A 26,755-nucleotide genomic window follows, 5' to 3' on the forward strand; every position below is an offset into this window, starting at 1 on the left:
CATTATCAATATGATAGTTATGTTGGGTATATTCATATAAAGGGAGATGTCATATTGATAATGATTAAGAAAAAACATGTTAATGCGTTCGTTATAGCAGCAACTTTAGTAGTTCCATTTAGCGGTATTATGGCACCGATTGCGAAAGCTGATGCAGCGGTTGAAATGAAGGCAAATAGTAAACTAGCAGATGGCACATATGACGTTATTTTGAAGACTTATAAAGATCAAACAAATGATACATCAGTTGCTTCTACATATTTAAAAAATGCTAAAGTAACAATTCAAGGTGACAAAAAAATCGTTACGTTAACAGTTCAAGATAGTAGCTATTTCCAGTATCTTAGAGTAGAAGATCCTAATAAATTAGGGACATTCCATGATGTAAAAGTAATCTCCGAAGATAAAGCAAATAACGGTACGAAAGTAGTTCAATTTGAAATTGATGAGTTTTCGAAAAAATATAATATGCAAATGCATATATTAATTCCAGCAATTAAATATGATCATAAATATCAAGTGCAGTTTGAAATAGATGCGAGTGCGATTGAAAAAAAATCTAAATTCTCTGATGTACCAACCTGGGCAGAAGAGTCAGTTCAATATTTAGTAGACAAAGAGGCAGTACACGGTAAGCCAGATGGTACATTTGCACCAGCTGAAAATATCGATCGTAGTTCAGCTGCAAAAATATTAGCAACTGTTTTAGGATTAGAAATTAATAAAGATGCGAAGCCATCATTTCCTGATGCGCAAAATCACTGGGCAACTCCATATATTGCTGCTGTTGAAAAAGCAGGTATTGTAAAAGGTGATGAGAGCGGTAACTTTAATCCGAATGGAATAATTAACCGTGCATCAATGGCTACTATGCTAGTAAATGCATATAAATTAGAAAGAAATGAAAATATTAAACTACCAAAAGAATTTGCTGACTTGAAAAATCATTGGGGTGCGAAGTATGCCAATATTTTAATCCAAGAAAACATTTCAATTGGAACAGATAATGGCTGGGCTCCTGATAAAGCAGTAAGCCGTGCGGAAGCAGCACAATTTATTGCGAAGACGGATAAATTGAAGAAATAAAATGAAATGAAAATCAGTGAGGGACTATCCTCGCTGATTTTCATTTATTAAGAAAAAACAAATTCCAAGTTGACACATATGAATTCCGGAATTAAAATGAAAAGAAATCAAACAGAATACAATAGAAGCTCATCAGAGAAACTGAAGGCGCACAACGTTCACTTTTGTGAATAGATTGTGGGCCTTTTTCTATTGTACAAACTAAGGGGGCTTTATATATGAAACAGTGGAGTAAGACAACATTAATGAAAAGTACAGGTGTTTTATTATCAGCATTTGTTCTTTTGTCAGGTTGTGGTTCGGCAACATCCACTAGTAACTCTGAAGGAAGTACAGATAAGAAGGCAGTCGAACTTTTAAATGTTTCATATGATCCAACGCGCGAGTTATATCAAGATTTCAATAAAGATTTTGCGAAGTATTGGAAAGAAAAGCATGGTCAGACAGTAACTGTAAAACAATCGCACGGGGGATCTGGAAGTCAGGCGCGCTCTGTTATTGACGGTTTAGAGGCGGATGTTGTTACGCTAGCACTTGCTTATGATATTGACGCAATTAGTAAGAAGAAACAGTTAGCAGAAGATTGGCAGAAGCGACTTGCGGATAATTCAACTCCTTACACATCTACAATTGTATTTCTTGTGCGAAAAGGAAATCCGAAAGGGATTAAAGACTGGGATGATTTAAAGAAAAAAGGTGTGTCTGTCATTACACCGAATCCGAAAACATCTGGAGGAGCACGTTGGAACTATTTAGGGGCGTGGGGATATGCGCTGAAAAAGTACAATAATAGTGAAGATAAGGCGAAAGAGTTTGTTGGCCAAATTTATAAAAACGTAGAAGTACTTGATTCTGGTGCACGCGGGGCAACGACAACTTTCGTTGAAAAAGGAATTGGTGACGTATTAATTGCGTGGGAAAATGAAGCATTATTGTCCCAAAAAGAACTTGGAAAAGATAAATTCGAAATTGTAACTCCTTCCATTAGTATACTTGCAGAACCGCCAGTAGCAGTTGTAGATAAAGTTGTTGATAAAAAAGGAACGAAAAAAGTAGCAGAAGGTTACCTTGAATATTTGTACTCAGAAAAAGGGCAAGAAATTGCAGCGAAAAACTTTTATCGTCCGCGTAATGAAAAAGTAGCAGAAAAGTACGCATCACAATTTCCGAAGGTTCAATTATTTACAGTAGATGAACTATTTGGAGGATGGAAAAAAGCGCAAGAAAAACATTTTAATGACGGAGGCGTATTCGATAAAATTTATCAAAAATAATGGGCGCTGCTAAAGGGTGATGAGGTGAAGGAATATGATTAAGAAAAAACGTGTGTTACCGGGATTTGGATTATCTCTTGGCTTTACAATGCTCTATACGAGTTTATTCGTACTTATACCACTTTCTATCGTATTTATTCAAACTTCGCAGCTAGGCTGGAAGAAGTTCGCACAAGTTATAACGAGTGAGCGCGTTTTACATTCATATCAAGTGAGTTTCACAACTTCACTTGCAGCGGCAGTTGTAAATGCTATTTTCGGTTTATTAATTGCTTGGGTACTCGTTCGATACACATTCCCAGGGAAACGGTTATTAGATGGACTAATTGATTTACCATTCGCTCTGCCGACAGCTGTAGCTGGTATTACGCTTACGACGCTATATGCGGAAAATGGCTGGATTGGAAAAATATTTAGTGTGTTTCATATAAAAGTAGCTTTTACCCAGCTAGGAATTATTATTGCACTTACGTTTATTGGCTTACCATTTGTCGTTCGAATGGTGCAGCCAGTACTGCAAAATATTGATAAAGAAGTAGAAGAAGCAGCTTCTAGTTTAGGAGCATCACGCCTCCAAATATTTGTGAAAATCATTTTGCCAGAAATATTCCCGGCTCTGCTTGCTGGTTTTTCACTCGCATTTGCGCGGGCGTTAGGGGAATATGGATCTGTCGTGTTCATTGCAGGTAATATGCCGATGAAAACAGAAATTGCACCGCTTATGATTATGACGAAACTAGAACAATATGATTATGCAGGAGCAACAGCGGTAGCGGCTGTGATGCTTATCATTTCTCTCCTTTTTCTGCTCCTTATTAATATAATTCAAAGTTGGAGTAGAAGGCATGAACTAAGAAATGAATAGGAGGAGGGACAATGGAACCAACACTAGTAGAGAAGAAAATAGTAAAAAGTTTGTCAGCTAGAAAAGAACCTAAATTGGTACCAATTCTATTAATTACAATAACAATTTTATTTTTATCTCTCTTTCTATTACTGCCGCTCGTGACAATTTTTTTGAAAGCTTTTGAACGCGGGATTGATGTATATATTGCAGCTGTAACAGATCAAGAAGCATTTTTAGCTATTCGATTAACAATTATTGTTGCGTTAATCGTTGTACCGCTTAACACGATATTCGGAATAGCGGCGGCTTGGCTTATTACAAAGTTTCAGTTTAAAGGAAAGCAGTTATTATTATCACTTATTGAATTGCCGTTTGCAGTATCGCCAGTCATTGCTGGATTGGTATTCGTTTTACTTTTCACACCTCGTGCAGCCCTCGGCGGATGGTTATTGGAACACGGGATAAAACTTATCTTCTCTGTCCCTGGTATTATCATTGCGACGATATTTGTTACATTCCCGTTCGTTGCGCGTGAATTAATCCCGGTTATGCAAGCGCAAGGGAAAAGTGAAGAGGAAGCAGCTCTTTCACTTGGCGCAAGTGGCTGGAAAATGTTTTGGCGCGTCACGCTTCCGAATATAAAATGGGGTCTTTTATACGGCATGATTTTATGTAATGCACGTGCCATTGGTGAGTTTGGAGCTGTTTCCGTTGTGTCTGGTCACGTGCGCGGCGTTACAAATACGATGCCGCTCCATATTGAAATTTTGTACAATGAATATCAATTTTCAGCAGCGTTTGCTGTGGCGACTTTAATGTCACTCATCGCAGTTTTTACGCTCGTTATAAAAAACTGGATTGAATGGAGAATGGAAAAAAGGCAATAAAGGGGGATTACGATGAGTATTCAAATTCACGGCGTATCAAAACAATATGGAACATTTCAAGCGCTGACAGACATTCATTTGGATATTCCAAAAGGTGAACTGGTCGCTTTATTAGGCCCATCAGGTTCTGGAAAAACGACGTTATTACGAATTATTGCAGGACTAGAAGAAGCGGATGGAGGCTCCATTTCTTTTGATGGGGAAGATTTAACAGATATTCACGTGAAAAACCGGCAAGTCGGTTTCGTCTTTCAGCACTATGCACTTTTTAAACATATGAATGTATTTGAAAATGTCGCTTTCGGTTTAAAAGTAAGAAAGAAAAGTGTAAGACCGTCAGCTGAAGTAATAGAAGAAAAAGTAACAGAACTATTGAAACTAGTAAAAATGGATGGTTTCGCAAAACGTTATCCAGCGCAATTATCTGGCGGACAACGACAGCGTATCGCACTAGCCCGTGCACTTGCAGTAGAACCAAAAATTTTATTGCTAGACGAACCATTCGGAGCACTTGATGCGAAAGTACGGAAAGAATTGCGAAGGTGGCTCCGGAAACTACATGACGAATTTCAAATTACGAGCGTATTCGTAACGCATGATCAAGAAGAAGCATTAGACGTTGCAGACCGCATCGTCGTTATGAATGAAGGGCGCATTGAACAAATGGGAACGCCAGAAGAAGTGTATGAAAATCCAGCAAGCCCGTTCGTGTACGACTTTTTAGGAAACGTAAACTTATTTCATGGCCGCGTTCATAAAGGTAAGCTAAATGTAGGATCGGTGGAACTAGAAGCACCAGAGCATAAGCACGTTTCAAACGTAGACGGAGTGGGATACGTAAGACCACATCATCTATCAATCGATCGTACGAAACAAAGTATAGATGCCATCCCGGCGAAAGTAACATACTCACATGCAGTTGGACCTGTCGTATATGTAGAATTGAAGCGAGACGGAACAGATGAATATTTAGAAGCAGAAATTAGTAAAGAACAGTTCAAACAGCTTAACATTCAAACGGGTGAGTTTGTATATGTACATCCGAGAGAAGTGAAGGTGTTTATTCCGGAGGATTTTGTTATTTAAATAAAAAACGAACCGTCATACAGTTGCGGTTCGTTTTTCTTTATTTCTTCTCTAATCATTTTTTATTACTGCTGTTTGGCTTTTGCAAAAATGATTATATATTCCTCTTCATTAACTCCCCAACTTGTTTCGCAACGTATTCAATATCACTATCAATTTCTTCTAATACGTAAGACTCCAAAATTCCCATTACAGCGGTTCCTAAAAATTTTAAAACAATGTGTTTATCAATGTTTTTATTTACAGAGGTATTTGTATTTAATTTTTTTCGATTTCCCCCATGATGAAAATTAATAACTTTTTTTGGAAGGATAACGTACCGTTACTTCTAAATAATGCTGCGAAAAATGATTTATGCTTTTTGAAGTATTCAAACCATATGACAGTACCTTCTATAAACTCTTTGTTTTGTTTCTCGTAGCATATTTCTCTTAATTGTTCTAAATGGTCATCCACAATTTTATCTAACAAATTGTACTTATCTAGATAATGTAAGTAGAACGTCTTTCTACCGATATTCGCTTTTTCAGTAATATTTTTTACCGTAATCTCGTCAAAACCGTCTTCAATTAACATTTCTATAAATGCTGACTGAATTGCGTTTTGTGATTTTATTATTCATCTATCGATTTTCTCCATATGTTCCTCCATTATTTATCCCGCTATTTGCGGGCAGTAAGACTCCCACCTCAAAATTCGGCTATAAAGCAAAGAAGTTAGGTGGGAGTCGGGCTGTCTGTAAATGCCCGATTGGTGAGAGCTAATAATCAGTGGGGGATGAACAAAACCCCCACTGATTAAAGTTTCACTTTATACACATATTCCTTAATGTGTGTATTATCACCCAAATGCTTGAATGTGGTCATTGAAACAGGCTCATGCTCACTTTATTATAAATACACACGTGAGTATTAAATCTCGCAAGTGTAAATTAAAAAATAAAACAAGGGTGGTTTTAAATATGGCAGTTACGAAGAAAAATGTACGATTTCATGCAAGAGGTTTACAAGTTGCAGGGATTTTAAATATACCTGAAGGTGCTGAAGAAAAGAAACAAAATCCTGCAATTGTTTGTGTTCATCCAGGTAGTAGCTGTAAAGATCAAACAGCAGGTATTATTGACATAGATATTGTAGAAGCGGTTGATTATTACACAACGCCAAGAGGTCAAAGTCCTAACTCTCCAAATAAGTTAAACTTTACGAGCCTAGGATCGGTAATTGGTTTTGATGCTTTCCATTTAGCAGAGACGTTATTAACTCGGCCTTTACAAATCATTATTGGGAGCAAGCAAGGTGTATTCGGTTCATATAAAGATGGTCATGAACTTTATAATAGAGCAAATTCAGAGAAAAAAGATTTACTTGTTGTTGAAGGTGCAAGTCATTATGATTTATATGACCAACCAGAACCTGTTAAACAAGCTGTTGAAAAATTAGCAGGTTTCTATAAAGAAAACCTTTAAAATAACGTCGTTTTGAATTGCACCTCTAATTGTTAGATGCAAATCTAATAATTGGCGGTGTGTTTCTTATGAGTAAATAAAACAGCCTCTTTACAGTTAATTTTAGATGCTTAATATTTACGTTATAAGTACATAACAAGATATAATAGAAGAAATCAATAAGGAGGCTTGCTGTGAAAAATCTTCGTTATCTCAATATATTTACGATATTAATTATATACACACTACTCATGTTTTACATCGGCTGGAACGGTTGGGTTTGGCTTCATGCAGTATTCGGCTGGGAAGCTTGGGGATATTACGCTTTCGTAGTTGGCTTTATCTCATATGCGTATATTCTCGTGCAAGTATTTAAGTTTCTTCCGTTTCTACGAACGGTCGGTTCGATTTGGTTTGCGGTTATACAATATGCGCTCATGTTATTGCCATTAGCCGATATTGCAGTCTTCTTTTTACAGTTTTCTATAGAGAAAGACACGGCAATTATTTGGACAGGGGCAGTCACTTTACTCGTATTTTTCTTTATCTTCGCATACGGGGTATTTAATGCGTATAGCCCGGTTGTAAGAAAGTATGATGTACATATACCGAAAAAGGTAGAAGGACGTAAAAGTTTACGCATTGCGATGGCTTCTGATATGCATTTCGGTAAACTGTCTGGTGTTGCTCATTTAAAGAGACTTGTCCATCATGTAAATGAAATGAAACCAGATATTATTTTATTGCCTGGTGATATTATCGATGACCATCCAGGTGTGTTCATTCAGAAAAATATGGGACAAATCATGAAACAGATGAAAGCTCCATTAGGCGTATATGGTGTGTTAGGAAACCATGAATATTACGGCCGAGCGATTCCTGAGTTTTTACAAGAGATGGATAAGAGTGATATTCGTATTCTTTTAGATGAAGTCATTACAATTGAAGATGATTTTTATCTCGTTGGAAGAAGAGATAAAACAGAGCGTGATCGTCAAAGCTTTGAAAGTCTAATGAGTACGGTAGATAAATCGCTTCCTGTTATCGCAATGGATCACCAGCCATTTGAATTAAAACAAGCAGCGGATGCCGGCGTAGATTTACTATTATCCGGCCACACGCACCGCGGACAAATGGCGCCGAATCATATTGTGACGAGAAGAATGTACGAACTAGACTGGGGATACGTACAAAAAGGTGCATTCCATGCGATTGTTTCTTCTGGATTTGGATTCTGGGGACCACCGCTAAGACTTGGAAGTCGGTCGGAGATTGTACAGGTGGAGGTTACGTTTGAGTAGACAATAATAAATGAAATTTTATGTCACGGCCTTTTCCTGATATTGTATCGGAGCAAGGCCGTGAAGTTTTTTTGTTATTTTTTAGTTAAGAGGTTTTCGGTTACCTTTAAAATTACATAACTTTCAATAGTTTAAATTCTGAACTGATTTTACAGGTAAAGACGGAGATTAAAGGATTTTAATTTCTAGTCTTTATCTGTTTTTCTATTTTCATTTGTTCAAGTGTCTTTATAGTTTCGGTATTAAATCTAAAATGATAATGATTTACAAAGGAACCAAAATTCTCACAACCAATTATGAAATTTTTTAATGTATAGATGTTTCAGGAAGTGCATTAATAATGCATAGGCTGTTAAAATACCAATTAGCCATGGGAAGTAAGCGAAAGGAAGAGGTTGTAATCCAATCTCTGCACCTAATGACGAAAATGGGAGATATAGCCCAATGCCCATAACCAATCCTGTAAATAATAAAACGGGAAACCTAGCCGTACTTTGAAAAAAAGGAATATGCTGAGTACGGATCATATGCACAATTAATGTTTGTGTTAACAATCCAACTAAGAACCAACCGGATTGAAATAATGATTGTGTTTCAGAAGTATTTGCATCAAATATATTCCACATTACAATAAAGGTTGTAATATCAAAAATACTACTAATCGGGCCAATACAGACAATAAAACGAAATAAATCTTTTGTATCCCATTTTCTTGGTTTTACTAAGAATTCTTTGTCTACTTTATCCCATGGAATTGAAAGTTGAGATAAATTGTACAACAGATTTTGACATAATAGTTGGATGGGTAGCATGGGAAGAAAAGGGATAAATGCGCTAGCGATTAATAAACTGAATACATTTCCAAAATTTGAGCTTGCGGTCATTTTAATGTATTTTAAAATGTTACCAAATGTTGTGCGTCCTTCTATAATGCCATCTTCTAGAACATGTAGATTTTTTTCAAGAAGAATAATATCTGAACATTCTTTAACAATATTATCTGCTGTATTAATGGATATACCAACATCTGCTTTTTTTAAGGCAAACACATCGTTAAGTCCATCGCCCATAAATCCTACTGTATGCCCATTCATTTGTAGTGCCTGAATAATACGAAATTTCTGTGTAGGGTTTAATTTTGCAAAGACACTTGTTTCTCTTGCAAGTTTTGCTAATACGTTATCTGATAATCGATCAATTTCATATCCAAGTACAGGGTCTCCTACATTCAAGCCAACTGTCTTACATATTTTTTTCGTAACAGCTTCATCATCACCTGTTAAAATTTTCACCGCTATCCCTTTATTTTGTAAGGTATGAAGTGCAGAAATAGCAGATTGTTTTGGAGGATTCAAGAACGCTAAATATCCAACAAGTACCATATCTGATTCAGTCTCACTGGAGGAATCCCTTGATTTATTATCTTTGAATTTTTTATAAGCAACTGCAACAATACGCATTCCCTCTTCATGTAAAAATGTAATAAGACGGTTATTTTTACGACGTATATCATCTGTAATAGGGATAATTGAATTATTTAATTTTATGTGACTGCAAATAGATAAAATCTCTTTAACAGCACCTTTACAAACCATTATTCGTTTGCCAGAATCTTTTTTTAAGATTACAGAAATTCGCCGGCGATCAAAATCAAAAGGGAATTCTTCTGTTAGTAGGTATTGAGATGTATCGAATTTACTATTTTCTTTTGTATAAAGCATAACAGATTGATCAATTTCATTTTTATATTCTGTGTGAAAGAAGCTATTTAAATAAGCTAGTTTTAAAACATCACCACATATATTCCCATTGATATCTATGTGACGAGCAAGTTCCACCTTATCTTCGGTCAATGTACCTGTCTTATCAGTACATAGAATATCCATCGCTCCAAGATTATGAATAGAAGAAAGCTGTTTTACAATTACTTTCTTTTTACTCATATTAATAGAGCCTCTAGCTAAGTTAGCTGTTACAATCATTGGTAGCATCTCTGGAGTAAGCCCAATGGCTACAGCTATAGCAAATAGAAATGCTTCATACCAATTTCCATTCATAACACCATGTATTACCATTACAATAGGGGTCATGATAAGCATGAATTTAATTAATAGCCAACTTACCTTACTTACCCCTTTATCAAAACCGTTCTCAGAAAGCTTTTTTATTTCAAGTTGATTTTTTGCAATTGAACCGAAGTAGGTAGCAGATCCGGTGGATACAACAACTGCTTTTGCGGTACCACTGATAATATGCGTTCCCATAAAGCAAAGATTTTCTAATTCAATTAAGTTTTGTATTCTCCTTATTTTACGTTTTTTGTACATATGATAATACTTGTTTGATTTTTCAATAGGTAATACTTCGCCTGTTAGTGAAGATTGATTTACAAGTAAATTTTTAGATGAAATAATTCGAACATCCGCAGGCACAGTGTTACCCGCAGATAATGAAATAATATCACCAGGTACAAGTTTCTCAAGAGGAATTTCTAATTTCTCACTATCTTCTGTTTCTGCTGTATTATTTTTCTCCTGTGAGGAATTTTTTTTTCTAAAAACAGTTGCCGTTGCATATACGAGTTCCTTTAAATTCTCTATGGATTTTTGAAAACGGATTTCTTGTATGAAGCGGATCATGGCGCTAATGACCACCATAACTCCTACAATAGCAGTACCTTTTATATCATTTGTAAAAAAAGATAACATACCTAATATAATAAGAAGTGAAACAAAAGGATTTCTAAAAGAATTAAGTAATGTTAAATACCATTTTATTCTTTTGTCGTATACTACTTCATTTTTGCCATACACGGTAATCCGTCTAGTTGCTTCTACTTTGGAAAGGCCTTTTGGCGTTGTCTTTAAAACAGCTAAAGCAGAATCAACATCACATTTTGCAATCTCAATTAACATTTTATGATTTTTATTTAGTATTTCTTGATTATGAGAAGGCTTTTTTTTAGTGTTAAATAACATTAATTTTCTCCTCCTTATCCATAAGCTAAAAATCCTTATTTTTCACCAATCTAATTGTAGAAATGCTAAACTCCAGTATTTTTCATGTAATTTAGTATTGTTTTCATTTTTAACGGAAGACTCTTCCATATAAATGGTATTAGTTTCACCTTAGAAATAAATTTTTATTTACGAATTCTACTTACAGTATGGAACGATTTTAAGATTCGAAAAATAAGTTGATTTTTTATAATTATAGGAATGTTATTTCTCATTTTTAAATTTTGCTTTGAAAAGACAATGAGTTATTAAAGCTATTACCGAACCTAAAATAGCTCCCATCAATACATCAAATGGATAATGTACCCCCACCCAAATTCTTGAAAAAGAAATCAGAACAGCTACCAATAAAAATACTGCTCCTAAACGTTTGTGATATAAGTATAAAGTTATAGCTATTACGAAGGCGCTGGTAGCGTGATCACTGGGAAACGATGTATTGGCAGTATGTTCAACAAGTTGATTTATATTCATATGAGAGACAAATGGTCGTTCCCGGTAAAAAAACAGTCCGATAATTCTGTTTAATGTAAAAGCCAAACAACAAGCTAAAATAGCCTGGATTACAAAAATTCTGCTTTTTGATTTTTTTATGAACCAAAAAATTATAAATAGCAGTATAAATGCATACTGAGCATATTCGGCAAAAAAGATCATTATATAATCCAAGAATATATTTTGTTTCACATGTTCATTTATATACTGAAATACCTTATAATCTAGCGTACTTATTAGACTTGCCATTTTTCCCTCCATAATCGCATGTGTTATTTTTTATTTTAGTGAAAATTGAGATATTAATTAGTATTCCCATTGCTATTAAATTGACCATTAAAGAACTTCCTCCGAAACTAACGAAAGGAAGTGGTGTACCTGTCAGAGGAAACAGTCCTGTAATGCCTCCCAAATTAACAACAGATTGCATGCCAATCATACTTCCAATTCCAATTGCTATAAAACTTCCAAATGGATCAGTACATTTTTGAGCAATTTTAAAAGAACGAAGTATTATGGTTAATATACATGTTAAAATAATGAATACACCTATAAAACCAAGCTCTTCAGATACGATCGCCATTATGAAATCTGTATGAGGTTCTGGTAAAAAACCTTGCTTTTGAATGCTATTTCCAAATCCACGACCACTAATGCCTCCCGATCCAATGGCAATAAAAGAATTTACAAGTTGATAGCCATTCCCTTGTACATCAAGGAATGGGTTCGAAATTGTTGTAATACGTGCCATTTGAACATCTGATAGTCCATATTTCACCAGAAAATATAAAGACGGCAACCAAACAATAGCGGTTAAAGTAATCCATTTTATTAAAATATTGATGTTTATTCCTGAACAGAAAAATATACTGATTCCAATTGCTAGGATTAATAGGGCAGATCCCAAATTAGGTTGTTTATAGATGAGAAAGAAGGTAAGCATTACAAATAAAAGAACTTTACCTATTCCATACCAATATGGTTTTTGAATTTCTTGACGTATAGAAAAAAAGCGAGCTAGTACGATAATAACCCCCAGTTTAATAAATTCAGCCGGCTGTATCCCAAATATCCACGATTGTGCATTATTCACAACTTTTCCTTTCCATAAAACTAAGAAAAGTAATGAAATGCTCCCAACTACAACACATACTGAAACGATACGTTTTTTCCATAAGTGAAAAGGAATGTTTATACAGATTAGTAACCCTATTATTCCTAAAAAAAGTTTATTTAACTGGGAGCGAAAAAAATAATCACTACTATAACCATAATTTTTGAATGCAACAATTGAGCTCGCACTAAACATCATTAAAATACCGAGGATAACTATAATGATAAGAGAGAGCATCAAAGGATAATCTATAGATTTTAATATTTTTTTCATTTTTATACTCTCTTTCTCTATATTCCAAAATTGTTATTTGCATAAATAATGGTGATCAAATTAGTTTCGTGTCTGAATATTTAGTTTTCGCTTTATAGTTTTAATAACATTTTTGCTATAGTAAAGTACAGAATTAGTCCCGTTCCGTCAACCAATGTTGTAATAAATGGTCCAGAGATTACAGCTGGGTCCAGTTTTAACTTATTAAGAATCAACGGTAAAATAGATGAAACAATGGAAGACCAAATAACAATAAATAACCCTGTAATTGCTACCACTTGTGCTACCTCTGTACCCACACCTAAAGTATATGCACGAATTAATGCAGCTACCGCTAATGTAAGCCCTAGTAAAATTCCTACTAATACTTCTTTTTTCACGACACGAAATATATCTTTAAAATGCACTTCATTAAGAGCTACAGCACGAACCAGTGTAGTTACAACTTGTGTCCCTGTATTTCCACCAGTCCCAATTAACAATGGAATAAAGAAGGCAAGTGCGACTACATGGGTAAGTGTTTCTTCATAATATCGAAGTACAGATCCCGTATATGCTTCTGCTACGAAAAGGAGTAATAACCAACCTATACGTTTACGATAGATATGCCAAATAGAAGTTTCAAAATATGGCTTATCTAAAGGGGTGCTCCCACCTAATTTTTGAATATCTTCCGTTGCTTCTTCTTCAAAAACATCCATTGCATCATCAAACGTTATAATACCTATCATTCGATTATCCATTGTTGTTACAGGTATAGCGGATAGATCATAATCCATTAACTTTTGAACCGCTTCTTGTTGATCTAAATCAGCAGGTACTGAAATAACATTTGAAGCCATGATAGTGGATAAAGCTTTATCTTCTGCTGCTAGCAATAGTTCACGAATAGAAAGGATGCCATTAAGCCGACCGTGCGTATCAAGAACATAGATATACGATATAGATTCTACCCCAGCTCCAATTTTTCTAATATGGGCAAGAGTATCTTTCACACTCCAATTTTTCCTAGCAGCAATGTAGTCAATTGTCATCAGACTACCTGCTGTTTCAGGAGAGAAAAGCATCAGATCTCGGATTTTTTGTTGAGATTCTTCAGATAAAAGTTGTATTAATCTTTCTGCTTGAAGTGGATGAATAGCAAGAATCACATCAACAAGATCATCAATGGATTGCTTAGCTAATAATACTTTTCCTTTATCATCATGTACACTCGTGTAAATATAGTATTGTTCTTCTGGAGTAAGATAACTAAGAATTTTTGCACCTTTTTCAACAGGAAAATATTCTATTAAATATACCTGCTCTTTATGAGGAAAATCTTTCATTGCTGTTGCAATATCGTAGGATTGACTTTTTAAAAGCTCATTGACTAGAAAAATATCTTTTGTAATAAGTAATTGTTGTAAATATTTTTTCATTGTAATCCCTCCTCAAGGACAGTAGGACTGATTTTTTCATTTTCCCACTGCTGGGAAAACAATTTCTTAATTAATACGGGATCAATTTCATCACTCATTAGTTTTCCCCCTTTTTTGTAAGAGATTTATTATAAATAAAATTTCACATATAAAAACCCCCTCTAGTGATTCAACTAGAGGGGGGGTGATTTTAAAAAATACATAGCCAAATAAAGCTTATTCCCCCTAGTTGAGTTTTGGCACTATACAACGTAAAGGATGAATCATTCATCACTTAGCTATCTTAAGAAGAGCCTTAATCCGACAATTCCTGTTCTACCCATTGGCATCTTTCGATATTTTTGGGCAATAGCCTGTGTTTGTATAGGAGCCTCACCTAACAGGTTTATGTATATAAAATTTTATGTTTCTTTCGTGTAACAGAATATCTGCTATTTTTCAGCTTGTCAAGTAAATATGTAACTAATCATTTCATTTGTTAATATAAAAGATCCACCTAACTCTTAAGAAAAATTTATCCCGCTATTCGTGGAAAGTAATACTCCCACCTTAAGGTGAAGTAGACACGAAGAAGCTAGGTGAGAGATAAAATGTTCGTAAAAGTAAGTCCGATTATTAGTCTAACTTTATATTTTCATGAGAAATCAGTTCGATTAAGAAATTTTACAAAACGTATATTATATTTTGAAATTTAGAAAATATTATTAATCTAAGTTTGTATAGTTATATGCCCTCTCTTACTAGTATTAATGAGGATAACGATAAAAAATAAAATCTTAAAAAGAATAATAATTGTTTTACTAGTTAAAAATTACAAGTTGCTTATTTCCCTCTATCAATATAACCTATAACCTGTATAACGGATTATTGATACACTTGTTATTGTTCACTTTAAATATAAAGACGTAACATGAAATGTATTTATAATACAAATAAAATATGTCTCTGTTAGGTGAGGCTCCTGTATAGAGAAACGCTGCTACCCAAAAATGTCGAGAGACGCCAATGGGTCAACAGGAACGGTCGGATTAAGGCCCTTCTTAATGTAGCTGGTTTCAAACCTATGCTGTACAGTGCTAAAACTCAATGAGAGGGAGGCGTAACTTCTAAGATTAAACAGCTTGTTTCAGATTTCATTAACAAAGCTTGTTTGCATCTAAAAGGCCTTTATCCATATGAGTAAAGGCCTTTTTAATGTGAATAAAAGCTCCAAAATATGATGCGTATTTTTTTAAAGAAAGGATGAATCTAAATGAAAAAAAATTGGCTCTACAAAAACAAAATAAAACTTACCTTTGGTTCTTTATTCGTTTTTTTACTTTTGGGGGGAACATATATATATTCTCAATTCGATAGTTTTAATGATAAAACTTATCGTGAGCTCGATAGAGGAAGAAAATCCATGAAAAGAGAACATAAAATTTCTCCACTAAAAGATAATATTTCAATTTTAATTATGGGTGAAGACAACAGTGAAACAAGAGAAGATGAATATGGAAAAAACGCTCGCTCAGATGCATTAATGCTCGCTACTATTAATAAAGAGAATGCTTCAATCAATCTAGTAAGTATCCCGCGTGACACTAGGGTTTATATCCCGGGGAAAGAAAAAAAAGATAAAATTGCACATGCACATGCTTTTGGTGGTATAGATGGCACAATAGCTACTGTTGAAAAATTTTTAGATATTCCTGTTGATTATTATGTTAAATTTAATTTTGACTCATTCCTCAATCTTATTGATACAATTGGAGGAATTGATGTAGATGTTCCCGTTACATTTACAGAACAAGATAGTCAAGATCAAGTTGATGCTATTCATTTAGAAAAAGGTTATCAACACTTAAATGGGGAACAGGCTTTAGCATTAACACGCACACGTCATATAGATAATGATTTTATGCGTGGACAACGTCAACAATTAGTCATTGAAGCAATTGGGAAGAAATTGGTAACGATGAATTCCTTAAGTAAATTTAATGATATATTGGATAGAGTGAGTCCACATATGTCTACAAATTTAACTACAACAAACATACTTTCTGTGGCAAGTACTATGACGGGAAAATCGCCAGAAATAATCAAACAACAAATTAAATGTAGTGATCAATATATAGATGGTATTTACTATGCCCAACCTGATATAGAAAGTGTCCAGCAAATTTCTAAAGATTTAAAGTTGATTTTACAGAAAAATTAAAATTATATTTTGTAGAATGTATATATAGGTTTCCTACTGGAGAACGAATGTTAGTCTTAGAGAAAGAGTCATAAAATCAAGGATCGTGTCTTGGAAATCTTTTACTCATCATGAAAGGAAAGTCTTATCTACTTATACACATTGGAAAGAAACACCTGCCTAATATTATTATGCCGCGGAAGTCGGTCGGAGATTGTGCAGGTAGAGGTTACGTTTGAGTAGTTGAAATTCCATAACTAAGTACTTAGTTATGGAATTTTTTTTATACGAATAAATCATTTGCGCTTCTTAGAGAAAGAGATAATATAACAAGGCTTTGTTTGAATAAAGGGGGATTATAAGTGCTTATATCAGATGTAATATACGGAGAATTTGAAGTAGATAAAGTATTAGAAGACTTAATTTTAAGTAAACCTGTGCAAAGGCTGAAAGGGGTTCATCAGGCCGGAGCGAGTTACTTAATGAACGAGAAATGGAATGTAACGCGCTTTGATCATTCAGTTGGTGTTATGTTGTTAATTAAAAAACTTGGCGGTTCAGTAGAAGAACAAATTGCCGGTTTACTGCATGACGTATCGCATACTGCTTTTTCTCATGTGATTGATTATGTTTTTGATAACGAAAATGAAAGTTATCATGAAGAGATATTTAGCTCTGTCGTTAAAAACTCAGAAATTCCAATGATCCTTGCGAAATATAGCTATAACTATGAAGATATTTTGCTAGATGATTCAAAGTGGACATTACTTGAAAGATCAGCACCAGAATTATGTGCAGACCGAGTAGATTATACTTTAAGAGATATGTATACATACGGATTTATTTCTTTAGAAGAAGTTCACAACTTTTTAGAGGATTTAATCGTAGTTAATGGGATAATGGCCCTTCAAAATATAGAGATTGCAGAATGGTTTACAGGGACGTATTACAAAGAAGTAATTGATTTCTTTATGAAGCCAATTAACATGTATGGAAATGATATGTTAGCTAAAACGTTACAATTAGCTCTTAATAAAAAGATAATCCATCCAGATGACTTTCTTCTTGCAGATCATGAGCTTCTTTCGAAATTGCAGCTATGTAAAGATCGAGAAGTAGATGCTTTATTAAGAAAAGTTCATCCAAGTGTAGAAGTAAAAGAAGATAGAAATGATTATGATCTATATCAGAAAAATAAAGTGCGTCTCATTGACCCTCCATTACTATGTGAAGGGAAAATCATTCTGTCGTCTGTCGTATCAGAAAAAATAAAACAGATGAGTGATATCGCTTATGAAAAAGCGGTGAGAGGGATGTATGTGAAAGTAATTTCTAATTAATAAAGAGGTTACCTGGAAAGCAGTTATATAGCTACTTTCCAGGTAACCTCTTTTTTGCAAAAAACAACTTTATATATACAATAAATAGAAAAAAATATAAAATTTAACTTACAAGGAGGTGAGCAAGTGATCTTCTCAATCATTCTATATTTCTTCTCCCCAATAACTTTAATCGCAACGATAATCCTCTCTAAAAAATCACATCATAAAAAATTTATTTCACTTATTCCAGCAATTATTTCAGCTGTATTAGCCATCAGTTGTTATTCTCTTTTTCGATATAATAACGGAATGGGAGAGTTTATGACGGCGCTTTTATTAGTCGGTATTACGCTAGCGAATATAGCATTAATGACCATCATTAAGATTTTGAAAGTTACTGTTTTCAGTTAGTAGCAAATGAGAAAAAGAAGTAGCGCACCGTTTCTAATGCGCTACTTCTTTTTATTAATGATCAAACCAATTCCAAACCTCAATATCTCCAAGAGTAGCATAACGTACGTGAGGTGAGTTTTGTAATTTTAATAACTCTTTCGATGGTCCAGTAATAACAATTCCATATACTTTTACGCCGTTATCTTTTACATATTTATAACGTTTATCTAAGTTCAGCTGATCCTCAGGAATCATGGCAACTTTACTTACAGTTTTTTCATGTGTAGAAAGAATGCGCATCATTTCAATAACTTTATCCTCTTGCGTTTTCAGATTTTCTGTTTCATCATCAAGGAATCCTATATGTTCTGGAAATCCTATAAATTCGTCCCCAGATAGGATGAAATCTTCTTCGTTTATTCTTTCTTGTCCCGTATCTAAAGCGTACCATACAGGAGTTGGAGGGAGTTCTTGTGCTTCAAATACGCTATATAAAAGTGGTTCTAATTCTTGTAAAGTGTAAGGTTTGTCAAAAGATATTGCTACTTCTGCAACTGTTCCCTCATGTACCTTTGCAAGTGTATCCCAAACCTTTTTAGATGCTTCTTTCAAATAATCACCTTGTTTTATTTTTGGGTGAACAAAGTGAATGTTCGGTTGATAGTGCATATTCACCCAAGATTTATGTGTGATATTTAAAGAAGATAAGAAGCTGCTCGTTTCAATTGTACCGAGTGGCATTTCTTTTTTACCAATCGTTTTTACTAAATCAAATTGGCTGTTTGTTCGAAAGAAAGCTTCTACACTTGTTCCGCCCCCCATAACGCGGCTATTTGGGATAGTTGCTTCAAGTGCAAGAGAAGGGACATCTCTGATTTCTTTTAGTCTTTTATCATTATTAGCTTGAAAATAAAAAGCAGATAATACCCCGCCGATCATATATATAACGATACAAATTGCTAGTATAAAACCAAGCGTTTGTAAACGATGTTTCCATTTAATCCTCCAAAAAGGAACTTTAAGATCTTTTGGTGGTAACTTTTTTTTAACGGGTTCTGTTTTTATTAATAATGCATCCAAATGCACTTCACACTCTTCACATGTCTCAATATGACTTTCTAACTTTTCTTGTTCGTCATGTGTGAGTGTTCCGTTTTCATATTTTTCCCACAGTTTTTTAAACTCTGCACAACCCATCTGTATCACTCCTTTATGATTTTTGTTTCTTTTCGTCCGCGGTGTAATTCAATTTTTACTTTTGCTAACGAGAGACCAGTCATTTCTGCTATTTCCTTATAGGAGAATCCGTAGTAATCTCGTAGTAGTAACACATTTCGTCTTTCGAGCGGAAGTGAGGATAAGCTTTGTAACCAACTAGTAATCTCATGTTTTACGAAATAAGAGTGCTCTGTACTTGGCACGTTTGGTAAATGGAATTCTTCAATAGTAGTTGTTTTATACTTCTTTTCTTTTCGGTACCAATCGATAAAGGCGTTGTAGGAAATTGTAAATAACCACGGCCTAATTTCTTCTCCTTTATAATAGTCAATATGGACGAGCATTCGGTAAAATGTTTCTTGCATGAGATCTTCAGCACAGTGGGGATCTCCGGTTAGGGAGAGAAGATAGCGAAATAAATCATGCATATGCTCTGAGTAAATATCTTCTAATGATTGTTTGCGTTTCACTACATTTCCCTCCCTTCATACATAACAACGAAATACATATAAAAAAGTTACATTTGTTTTTAGAATTATAGTAAAAAACGTCAAGAATTGGATAGAATTCTCTTTTATCATAATACATATAAGGCGGGTGAACAGAGGTGGAAAGCTATGAAACTCAAATTCAAAGGGCAATTGATTATATTGAAGAGGATGTAATGGAAAAACAAACGCTGCGTAATTTAGCTCGCATTGCATGTTTTTCTGAATCGCATTTTCATCGTGTATTCCAGGCGTTAGTAGGCGATACAGTAATGGAGTATGTTCGGAAGAGGAGGTTAGCCCGGGCAGCTTATCAACTTTCTCATACGGATGAAAAAATTATTGATGTTGCATTTGAGCATGGCTTTCAATCTCACGAAACGTTCACGAGAGCCTTTAAAAAATTATTTCAAATGACACCAAGTGAATATCGAAAACAAGAAATTGAAACACCAATGTATTATAGAGTGAATGTAAAACAAAGAAAATTAAATCCATATTTAGGGGGCATACAAATGGAATATCGCATTGTAAATAAACCGGAATTTTTAATGGCGGGTTATGAGCTGAAGACGACGAGTAAAGAAGGGAAAAATCATCAAGATATCCCGGTCTTTTGGCAAGAGTATTTACAAAAAGATCTTGGAACGACGATTCCAAATCGAAAAGATACGAGCCAATGGGTAGAGCTTGGATTATGTACCGATTTTAATTTAGAAACAGGAGACTTCACTTATATTATTGGAATGGAAGTTACAGACTTTGAAAATGTACCGAGTGCAATTGCAAAGCGTACATTCCCATCCGCAACGTATGCAGTATTTACAACGCCGAAAGTTCCTCATGAAGAAATGGTATCGTCTATTCACCAAACGTGGAATGCAGTATTCTCAGAATGGTTCCCGCATTCAGGATATGAACATTGCGGAGTTACAGAGTTTGAACTATACGATGAGCGCTGCCATGCAGATAAGAGTGAGTTCGCTCAAATTGAGCTTTGGATACCGGTGAAGAAGAAATAATAGAAAGACAGTCCAAAAGGTATATTTTTGGACTGTCTTCTTTTATTAATAGGTTGCTACTATTGTCGTATTTTGTAGTTAAGTCGATATAATTTCATGTACTGTTGCAATCTTACTAAGGGAATAACTCTAAAATTAACTGTAGTCGTACATTTTGGAGTTATTTGACGTTTACAATGGAAACACAAGAATAATCGTCGTTCCTTTTCCAAGTTCACTATCAATAGAAATCGTCCCATTATGGGCATGAACGAGTTGTTTTGTAATGGCGAGGCCAAGTCCAGTTCCTATATTGCTTTCTTCTGTATTTGTTCCTCTGTAATATCGCTCGAATAGAAGCTCTTTCGTTTTATCATCCATTCCTTTTCCGTTATCTGAAATAGAAAGTGTAAATGAATTTGCATTTTGCGAAAGTTTTACGATTACGTTTGTCGTTTCATTATTATGTTTTACAGCATTTGCGAGTAGGTTTTCGATAATACGCTGGAACCATTTTTCTTCAATAAAATATTGGATCTTACTTGAACTTGGCACGAATTCAATATTTTGATTTTGCAGCGTTGGATTATTAATAAATTGCAGTAGTACTTTTTGAACGAACTGGTTAATTTCAACATTTACATGCTGTGCGGGAAGAGCATTATTTCTTAATTGATACGTTAAGCTTAAGTCATCAATTAATGTAGTCATATATTGAGATTTTTCTTTCATTACATGGCCAAATTGTTGAATGTCTTGATCAGTCCAATTATATTGCTTCGATTCTAGTAATAATGCATAGCCGTATATAGAGCTAAGCGGTGTTTTTAGATCATGCGTCAGGCCGGTAATCCACTCTTCACGTGTTTGTTGCAGTACTTTTCTCATTGCATCGTTCTTTTTCAAAGTAATAGAAAGGTGCTCTAGTGAGTTTGTAACATCTTTAAATATGCGGAACGACCATTTTTCTTTACCGGAGCGCCGGAACCGAACAGGTTTGCCTTTTTTACTAACAGGTTCTTCATATTTCCCACCGGCTATGTTTTTAAGCCAGCGCATCGTGTGTAATAAAGGCTTTCCAAACTTATTTCCATACCAAATTGAAAGAATGACTAAATAAACAAACACAATAAGGAGGATTAAGCTGCATCCGATTAGAAGTTTCTTGGTAAATACATCATCTAATACATCATCTGGATAATAATGAGCGTTTGGGGCGGATACAACGACGAGATGACCACTATTTGAATCGTAAAAACTAGATGTAGTTTCTTTATAATTCCACGGTTCTTTTTCATTAAGAGCCGTTTTTATAGCCGAAAATGTTTTTTTCTTCCCAGTTGGATAGGAAAAAACTTCTTCGCCATTGTTATTAAATATTTGCAGTGTTGCTTTTTCTTTAGAAAGTAATTGTTTTTCTTGTTCAGTTAATGCAAATTCATTTAATGATAAAGAAGGATGTTCTTGTTGTATCGTTTTTAGTAATGCATTACTTTTTAGTTTGGCACCGTAAATAACGAGCACTGGCTTCTTTTCTAATTTAATTTCCCAATAGTTAAATTTATAAATATTATTGCTACTATTCTGTAAATATGTAAGTAAGGATGTCTTTGTGTAAGATGTCGGAATATCGTTAGGTGTATTAAAGTTGTAAAGGACCTTTCCATCTTCATCTACAATTTGAAGCCAATCACTCTTTTCTGTTATTAAATCTTTCACCTCAGATTTTAAAGTAATGTTATTGTCTTCAGAAGAAATATATTGGGAGATTGTAAAGGTATCATAATCAGAAATATTAGGTTCATATAAAGTACTATTAAGAAGAAAAATTAAATAAGAAAAAGAAGCAACTACTGCGATAAGTAACGTAACTAAGACAAAAACGTGTTGTAAGATAAACTGGATTATAAGTCTCTTATTAAAATTCATATCTTTAACCTACTTTGTAATGAACTTATAGCCAAGTCCACGAACTGTTTTTATGTATTCTGGTTTACTTGGATCTTGTTCAATTTTTTCACGTAGTTTTCGAATGTGAACCATAACAGTATTATCATCTCCATTATAGGCAGGTGCTCCCCAAACTTTTTCATATATTTCTTCTTTCGAAAATACATAGTTCGGATTCTCACAAAAGAAGAGTAGTAGTTGAAAGAGTTGAGCGGAACATTCGACAACGTTCCCATCTACCGTTAGTTCCGCAGAATGTTGATCAATTTCAAATCTCCCAAAAGAAGAGGAGTATATTCTTTGTTCTTGTATGTTTTGTTTCATATGTCTTCGAAGTTGAGCTTTCATACGGGCTACTACTTCTAGTGGATTAAATGGTTTCGTAATATAATCATCGGCACCGTATGAAAATCCGGAAATTTTATCTAAATCAGATGCTTTCGCTGTTAGAAAGAAGATAGGACAATCTGTCTTTTGACGAATGATCGGACAAATATCGAAGCCGGATTGTCCAGGAAGCATCACATCTAAAATGATTAAATCGTAATTGTTTTGTTTGGTGAGAGATAAAGCTAGTTCAGCAGATGTTGCAGTTGTAATATGAGAAAACCCTTCTTTTTCAAGAATGGTAGTTAGTAATTGTAAAATTGCTGTTTCATCATCAACGAGTAAAATATTCGCATGATACATATGAATCCCTCCTAATTTCCTCGAATATCATATCATCTTTTTGTAACTTATGGAATTTTTAAGGAAATTTTAAGGTTTTCTTTCACAAAAAATTAAGATTCAAATGATATGATAAAAGTAACATGGGGAGGAGATGAATGTGAATCCGTTTCAAACGATGCGAGCTAGATATTTTTTAATTGTATTTGCACTATTAATTTTAGTAGCACGAAGCAGTAATGAATTACTAGAAAGTACATTTCATATACAGAATTCTTCTTTTATAAATATGCTTATATTTTATATTCTTCCAATAATATGGCTGTTTTACGGATATAGAAAGCATCGTGTTTCATTTTTATTATTTATTAATAGAAACGAAACATTTAACCTAGTGCAAGTTTTGTACATCGCAATTATGCTATGTATTTTTAGTTACGGCTATCTTATTTTGTATATGTATAGCTTTGCATGGATTACACCAGATTTTATTATGAATGCCTTGCATGAACCGATTATAGATAGTACAGGGGGATATGTATATCAAGTTATTATGGTCGTATTCATCGCACCAATTATTGGTGAATTTGTTTTTCGTGGATTTTTACTGCAACGCTTTGCAGCAAAATGGGGAACGAGTATGGCGATCATTGTAGTAGCGATGTTGTTTGCGTTGTTACACGTGGATTTCCTAGGCGCAGTTGTATTTAGCGTTGTACTATCAATCGTATATATTCGTACAAATAGTTTACTCATGCCAATTGCTATTCACATGTTAAACAATGCATTTGTAATCGGCGTTTCTTTTCTAATAAATAAAGAAGAGATAATGAGTTTTGCAGATTTCTCAAATTATACGACGTTCTTTCCAGGACTTATTATTTTTATAACGGGATTAAACTTAGTACTCATCTTTTTATTTGTTAACCGCAAATATTGGAATAAAGAAATGCCAGCTATATATGTAGAGCAGGAAAAGAGTTTTTCAGACGTAGTGGGGGATAAGTAAGATGAAGAAAACGTTTGAAAAAATATTGAAAGACATTATAGAGTCTACGTCTCTTACAGATATGTGTGATAAAAGCGTTTGTCATTGGTTACAACCTGTAGTAGATACAATTGTGTTTCCAGAGTATTACTTATTTTCTAGTACTCATTTAAAAGAAAATATTATTTCTCTTCTTATTGTATTAGGGATTTTAATAATATTTGGTCTTATTGTAGAAGCAATGATGAAGCGTATCTTCAAAAAAAATGAAGAGAAGTATGTGTGGGTTCATAAAGTATTCGAGAAAGTAATGGGGGCTTTCCTTTTGTTTTATGGCATGAAAACAATCATTTACTTTATAGCTATGAAACATCATTAATTCTAAATTTGAAAGGAATGTATAAAATTATATGAATGAAACAATATCATCAAATAAGTTTTTTTATTTGATTTTACTTAGCATAGTGCTAATAACGACAGTAAATGTTATTCTCCGCTGGGAGGAAGCCTACTTTTTCATGTATTTAGCGCTCCATTTATTAGGGGTTTTATGTATAAGTGGTGGCATGGTTACTGAAAAAAAGAGTGACGAAAGTGTTAACTATATGTGTGTGATCGGTCTTGTTTTACTTTTAGCTGTACAAGGTATTATGAAATATAGTTCTTTTTCTGTACAAGATTTCAGTTTGTTAATAGATGTACTGCCTTAAGTCGGATTTTAAGGGTTATGAATATATAGGATATGTAAAAGCGGCTTGTTTGTAAGTACATGTCTTATACTAGATTATGAGCCGAAGAAAATAGGTAAAACTCTTCTTGTAATAGAAGAGTTTTTTTATGTAAATTGAACGAGCTAGAACAATTCTCACGATTAGCTTGTTCTAATTTTGAAAGTACGAACTTACAATAAGAATAGACAGGCAGCATAGAGGAGGGAATAGCGTGAGGAAAGTTATTGGGTGGTCGCTTTTTTTGTACGCTGGGTTTGCGTTACTTATATATTGGTATTTATTTGGATGGAATCATGAACTTATTCCGGACGTGTATAAGGGAACGAGGGCAGATCCAGAAACTTTTATGAATGCGAGGGAGCTTACGCTAAGCCAAGATTATTCGCGCGTGAAAAATTTACTTTTCTTTTTAGCGACGCCTCTTGAATGGATTATTTTATTGTTTGTACTCGTGCTCGGTATTTCAAAAAAGTTTGAGAAATGGTCGAAGGAAACGACCAAAATAAATGTCTTACAAGTTGCGATTTATTTCTTTTATTTATCACTACTAACAACAGTTCTTGCATTACCGATGCAATGGATCGGGCGTAAAGTGTCCGTTGATTACGGCATTTCCACGCAAAGTACACAAAGCTGGATGAAAGACCATGTCATCGATTTTTGGGTGAATTATGCGACTATGTTACTCATTGTTACAGTTCTATTATGGCTTATCCGTAAATTTCCAAAGAAATGGTGGCTAGCAGGATGGGCGCTCTCTGTTCCATTTACAATTTTCTTAACGTTCGTGCAACCTGTTATTATTGATCCGCTTTACAATGATTTCTCGACGCTAAAAAATAAAGAATTAGAAACGAAAATTTTAGCGATGGCAGATAAAGCTGATATTCCTGCTAAACACGTATATGAAGTAAATATGTCGGAAAAAACGAATTCGTTAAATGCATATGTAACAGGAATAGGCCGTAACTCGCGTATTGTAATGTGGGATACAACGCTTAAGCAATTAAAGGATAAAGAGATTTTATTTATAATGGCTCATGAAATGGGACATTACGTAATGAAACATATATATTGGGGCGTTGCGAGCTATGTCTTGCTATCGTTTATAGGTATGTATTTAATTAGTCGTATTATAAATATGTGTATTCGAAAATGGGGAGATACACTGCAAATTTCAAAATTAGCGTGTTTCTCAATTTTACCTTTATTTTTCTTAATTTCCTCTTTATTATCTTTTGCATCACAACCAGCAACAAACTACGTTTCTCGTATAGAAGAACGAGCGGCAGATCAATACGCTTTAGATATGACGAAAGATGGGGAATCTGGTGTGAAAACTTTTCAATATTTATCAAAAACAAGTTTAAGCCAAGTGAATCCGCCTGCGTTAGTGAAATTTTTCTTATACACACATCCGCCAATTTTCGAAAGAATTCATACGTTTGAACAATATGAAAAACAGAAGAAGCAGTAGTGTACTGCTTCTTTTTATTATGGAGTATTCGAGTTTTGGAAAATTATAGTGTATAATATATAGAATATTCAGTGAAAGATTTAGGAGGTTAATA

Annotated in this window: 23 protein-coding genes, 1 pseudogene and 2 riboswitches; of the genes and pseudogenes, 15 read left to right on the forward strand and 9 right to left on the reverse strand. The window is 34.2% G+C overall.

Going from position 1 to position 26,755, the window contains the following annotated elements; all coding sequences use genetic code 11:
• Positions 1 to 60 precede the first annotated feature (60 nt).
• The 5 genes from FT637_RS06390 (at position 61) to FT637_RS06410 (ending at position 5,180) form a co-directional block, all read left to right on the forward strand.
• Complete coding sequence (locus tag FT637_RS06390) at positions 61 to 1,086, forward strand: S-layer homology domain-containing protein (protein WP_193645595.1); 1,026 nt, start codon at positions 61 to 63, stop codon at positions 1,084 to 1,086.
• Positions 1,087 to 1,304: 218 nt separating this feature from the next.
• Positions 1,305 to 2,360, forward strand: a complete 1,056-nt coding sequence (locus tag FT637_RS06395) for a sulfate ABC transporter substrate-binding protein (RefSeq protein ID WP_193645596.1) — start codon at positions 1,305 to 1,307, stop codon at positions 2,358 to 2,360.
• A gap of 37 nt (positions 2,361 to 2,397) precedes the next feature.
• Entirely contained in the window at positions 2,398 to 3,225 is an 828-nt protein-coding gene (gene cysT / locus FT637_RS06400; RefSeq protein WP_193646228.1) for a sulfate ABC transporter permease subunit CysT, read from the forward strand.
• Between the two features lie 11 nt (positions 3,226 to 3,236).
• Positions 3,237 to 4,094: a sulfate ABC transporter permease subunit CysW gene (gene cysW, locus FT637_RS06405; protein WP_193645597.1), complete on the forward strand. Its 858-nt coding sequence runs from the start codon at positions 3,237 to 3,239 to the stop codon at positions 4,092 to 4,094.
• A gap of 12 nt (positions 4,095 to 4,106) precedes the next feature.
• A complete protein-coding gene (locus tag FT637_RS06410; RefSeq protein WP_193645598.1) occupies positions 4,107 to 5,180 on the forward strand; it encodes a sulfate/molybdate ABC transporter ATP-binding protein in 1,074 nt (357 codons plus the stop codon).
• Positions 5,181 to 5,274: 94 nt separating this feature from the next.
• On the opposite strand, the pseudogene FT637_RS30555 reads toward FT637_RS06410, so the two are convergent.
• Positions 5,275 to 5,798: pseudogene (locus FT637_RS30555) on the reverse strand (TetR/AcrR family transcriptional regulator).
• 343 nt (positions 5,799 to 6,141) lie between these two features.
• Between FT637_RS30555 and FT637_RS06425 the strand changes: the two are divergent.
• Complete coding sequence (locus FT637_RS06425; RefSeq protein ID WP_193645600.1) at positions 6,142 to 6,645, forward strand: alpha/beta hydrolase; 504 nt, start codon at positions 6,142 to 6,144, stop codon at positions 6,643 to 6,645.
• A gap of 173 nt (positions 6,646 to 6,818) precedes the next feature.
• Entirely contained in the window at positions 6,819 to 7,925 is a 1,107-nt protein-coding gene (locus FT637_RS06430; protein WP_193645601.1) for a metallophosphoesterase, read from the forward strand.
• Between the two features lie 284 nt (positions 7,926 to 8,209).
• Here the strand turns inward: FT637_RS06430 and mgtA are convergent, their stop codons facing one another.
• The 4 genes from mgtA to mgtE all read right to left on the reverse strand — a co-directional run bounded on the left by mgtA (position 8,210) and on the right by mgtE (position 14,245).
• The gene (gene mgtA / locus FT637_RS06435; protein WP_193645602.1) at positions 8,210 to 10,903 is read right to left on the reverse strand and encodes a magnesium-translocating P-type ATPase; all 2,694 of its coding nucleotides are present in this window, start codon (positions 10,901 to 10,903) and stop codon (positions 8,210 to 8,212) included.
• A 243-nt stretch (positions 10,904 to 11,146) separates the two neighbouring features.
• Positions 11,147 to 11,686, reverse strand: a complete 540-nt coding sequence (locus tag FT637_RS06440; protein ID WP_193645603.1) for an undecaprenyl-diphosphatase — start codon at positions 11,684 to 11,686, stop codon at positions 11,147 to 11,149.
• On the reverse strand, positions 11,655 to 12,824 hold the full coding sequence (locus FT637_RS06445) for an FtsW/RodA/SpoVE family cell cycle protein (RefSeq protein WP_193645604.1): 1,170 nt from the start codon (positions 12,822 to 12,824) through the stop codon (positions 11,655 to 11,657). Before FT637_RS06445 ends, FT637_RS06440 begins: the two co-directional genes overlap by 32 nt.
• A gap of 92 nt (positions 12,825 to 12,916) precedes the next feature.
• The gene (gene mgtE / locus FT637_RS06450) at positions 12,917 to 14,245 is read right to left on the reverse strand and encodes a magnesium transporter (RefSeq protein ID WP_193645605.1); all 1,329 of its coding nucleotides are present in this window, start codon (positions 14,243 to 14,245) and stop codon (positions 12,917 to 12,919) included.
• A gap of 214 nt (positions 14,246 to 14,459) precedes the next feature.
• Positions 14,460 to 14,636: riboswitch (M-box (ykoK) riboswitch) on the reverse strand.
• Between the two features lie 546 nt (positions 14,637 to 15,182).
• Positions 15,183 to 15,348: riboswitch (M-box (ykoK) riboswitch) on the forward strand.
• Between the two features lie 149 nt (positions 15,349 to 15,497).
• Between mgtE and FT637_RS06455 the strand changes: the two genes are divergently transcribed.
• From FT637_RS06455 to FT637_RS06465, 3 genes are all read left to right on the forward strand, one after another.
• On the forward strand, positions 15,498 to 16,445 hold the full coding sequence (locus tag FT637_RS06455) for an LCP family protein (protein ID WP_193645606.1): 948 nt from the start codon (positions 15,498 to 15,500) through the stop codon (positions 16,443 to 16,445).
• Between the two features lie 341 nt (positions 16,446 to 16,786).
• Entirely contained in the window at positions 16,787 to 17,764 is a 978-nt protein-coding gene (locus FT637_RS06460; protein WP_193645607.1) for an HD domain-containing protein, read from the forward strand.
• Between the two features lie 126 nt (positions 17,765 to 17,890).
• Positions 17,891 to 18,157, forward strand: coding sequence for a hypothetical protein (locus FT637_RS06465; protein WP_193645608.1), 267 nt, complete (start codon positions 17,891 to 17,893; stop codon positions 18,155 to 18,157).
• Between the two features lie 54 nt (positions 18,158 to 18,211).
• Here the strand turns inward: FT637_RS06465 and FT637_RS06470 are convergent, their stop codons facing one another.
• Both FT637_RS06470 and FT637_RS06475 read right to left on the reverse strand, forming a co-directional pair.
• Positions 18,212 to 19,336, reverse strand: coding sequence for an anti-sigma factor (locus tag FT637_RS06470; protein ID WP_193645609.1), 1,125 nt, complete (start codon positions 19,334 to 19,336; stop codon positions 18,212 to 18,214).
• Positions 19,337 to 19,341: 5 nt separating this feature from the next.
• Positions 19,342 to 19,827 carry an RNA polymerase sigma factor gene (locus FT637_RS06475; protein WP_193645610.1) on the reverse strand — a complete coding sequence of 162 codons (486 nt, stop codon included), beginning with the start codon at positions 19,825 to 19,827 and terminating at the stop codon, positions 19,342 to 19,344.
• A gap of 137 nt (positions 19,828 to 19,964) precedes the next feature.
• On the opposite strand from FT637_RS06475, the gene FT637_RS06480 reads away from it, so the two are divergent.
• Positions 19,965 to 20,867 carry an AraC family transcriptional regulator gene (locus FT637_RS06480; RefSeq protein WP_193645611.1) on the forward strand — a complete coding sequence of 301 codons (903 nt, stop codon included), beginning with the start codon at positions 19,965 to 19,967 and terminating at the stop codon, positions 20,865 to 20,867.
• A gap of 171 nt (positions 20,868 to 21,038) precedes the next feature.
• Here the strand turns inward: FT637_RS06480 and FT637_RS06485 are convergent, their stop codons facing one another.
• The gene (locus tag FT637_RS06485) at positions 21,039 to 22,775 is read right to left on the reverse strand and encodes an ATP-binding protein (protein ID WP_193645612.1); all 1,737 of its coding nucleotides are present in this window, start codon (positions 22,773 to 22,775) and stop codon (positions 21,039 to 21,041) included.
• A 9-nt stretch (positions 22,776 to 22,784) separates the two neighbouring features.
• Positions 22,785 to 23,486 carry a response regulator transcription factor gene (locus tag FT637_RS06490; protein WP_193645613.1) on the reverse strand — a complete coding sequence of 234 codons (702 nt, stop codon included), beginning with the start codon at positions 23,484 to 23,486 and terminating at the stop codon, positions 22,785 to 22,787.
• Between the two features lie 133 nt (positions 23,487 to 23,619).
• On the opposite strand from FT637_RS06490, the gene FT637_RS06495 reads away from it, so the two are divergent.
• From FT637_RS06495 to FT637_RS06510, 4 genes are all read left to right on the forward strand, one after another.
• Positions 23,620 to 24,474, forward strand: coding sequence for a CPBP family intramembrane glutamic endopeptidase (locus FT637_RS06495; RefSeq protein ID WP_193645614.1), 855 nt, complete (start codon positions 23,620 to 23,622; stop codon positions 24,472 to 24,474).
• Position 24,475: 1 nt separating this feature from the next.
• The gene (locus tag FT637_RS06500) at positions 24,476 to 24,832 is read left to right on the forward strand and encodes a hypothetical protein (protein ID WP_193645615.1); all 357 of its coding nucleotides are present in this window, start codon (positions 24,476 to 24,478) and stop codon (positions 24,830 to 24,832) included.
• 31 nt (positions 24,833 to 24,863) lie between these two features.
• The gene (locus FT637_RS06505; protein ID WP_002201425.1) at positions 24,864 to 25,163 is read left to right on the forward strand and encodes a DUF2101 family protein; all 300 of its coding nucleotides are present in this window, start codon (positions 24,864 to 24,866) and stop codon (positions 25,161 to 25,163) included.
• Positions 25,164 to 25,395: 232 nt separating this feature from the next.
• Entirely contained in the window at positions 25,396 to 26,661 is a 1,266-nt protein-coding gene (locus FT637_RS06510; protein WP_193645616.1) for a M48 family metallopeptidase, read from the forward strand.
• Positions 26,662 to 26,755: the final 94 nt, after the last annotated feature.

It is taken from the genome of Bacillus cereus (assembly GCF_015071065.1).
Classification (GTDB): domain Bacteria; phylum Bacillota; class Bacilli; order Bacillales; family Bacillaceae_G; genus Bacillus_A; species Bacillus_A cereus_BA.

Bases quoted from the DNA above. Each gene is read 5' to 3' on its own strand.
- mgtA (WP_193645602.1), bottom strand. From the start codon at position 10,903: ATGTTATTTAACACTAAAAAAAAGCCTTCTCATAATCAAGAAATACTA.
- FT637_RS06390 (WP_193645595.1), top strand. From the start codon at position 61: ATGATTAAGAAAAAACATGTTAATGCGTTCGTTATAGCAGCAACTTTA.
- FT637_RS06395 (WP_193645596.1), top strand. From the start codon at position 1,305: ATGAAACAGTGGAGTAAGACAACATTAATGAAAAGTACAGGTGTTTTA.
- mgtE (WP_193645605.1), bottom strand. From the start codon at position 14,245: ATGAAAAAATATTTACAACAATTACTTATTACAAAAGATATTTTTCTA.
- FT637_RS06485 (WP_193645612.1), bottom strand. From the start codon at position 22,775: ATGAATTTTAATAAGAGACTTATAATCCAGTTTATCTTACAACACGTT.
- FT637_RS06505 (WP_002201425.1), top strand. From the start codon at position 24,864: ATGAATGAAACAATATCATCAAATAAGTTTTTTTATTTGATTTTACTT.
- FT637_RS06440 (WP_193645603.1), bottom strand. From the start codon at position 11,686: ATGGCAAGTCTAATAAGTACGCTAGATTATAAGGTATTTCAGTATATA.
- cysW (WP_193645597.1), top strand. From the start codon at position 3,237: ATGGAACCAACACTAGTAGAGAAGAAAATAGTAAAAAGTTTGTCAGCT.
- FT637_RS06470 (WP_193645609.1), bottom strand. From the start codon at position 19,336: ATGGGTTGTGCAGAGTTTAAAAAACTGTGGGAAAAATATGAAAACGGA.
- FT637_RS06500 (WP_193645615.1), top strand. From the start codon at position 24,476: ATGAAGAAAACGTTTGAAAAAATATTGAAAGACATTATAGAGTCTACG.
- FT637_RS06445 (WP_193645604.1), bottom strand. From the start codon at position 12,824: ATGAAAAAAATATTAAAATCTATAGATTATCCTTTGATGCTCTCTCTT.
- FT637_RS06455 (WP_193645606.1), top strand. From the start codon at position 15,498: ATGAAAAAAAATTGGCTCTACAAAAACAAAATAAAACTTACCTTTGGT.
- FT637_RS06490 (WP_193645613.1), bottom strand. From the start codon at position 23,486: ATGTATCATGCGAATATTTTACTCGTTGATGATGAAACAGCAATTTTA.
- FT637_RS06410 (WP_193645598.1), top strand. From the start codon at position 4,107: ATGAGTATTCAAATTCACGGCGTATCAAAACAATATGGAACATTTCAA.
- FT637_RS06495 (WP_193645614.1), top strand. From the start codon at position 23,620: ATGAATGTGAATCCGTTTCAAACGATGCGAGCTAGATATTTTTTAATT.
- FT637_RS06425 (WP_193645600.1), top strand. From the start codon at position 6,142: ATGGCAGTTACGAAGAAAAATGTACGATTTCATGCAAGAGGTTTACAA.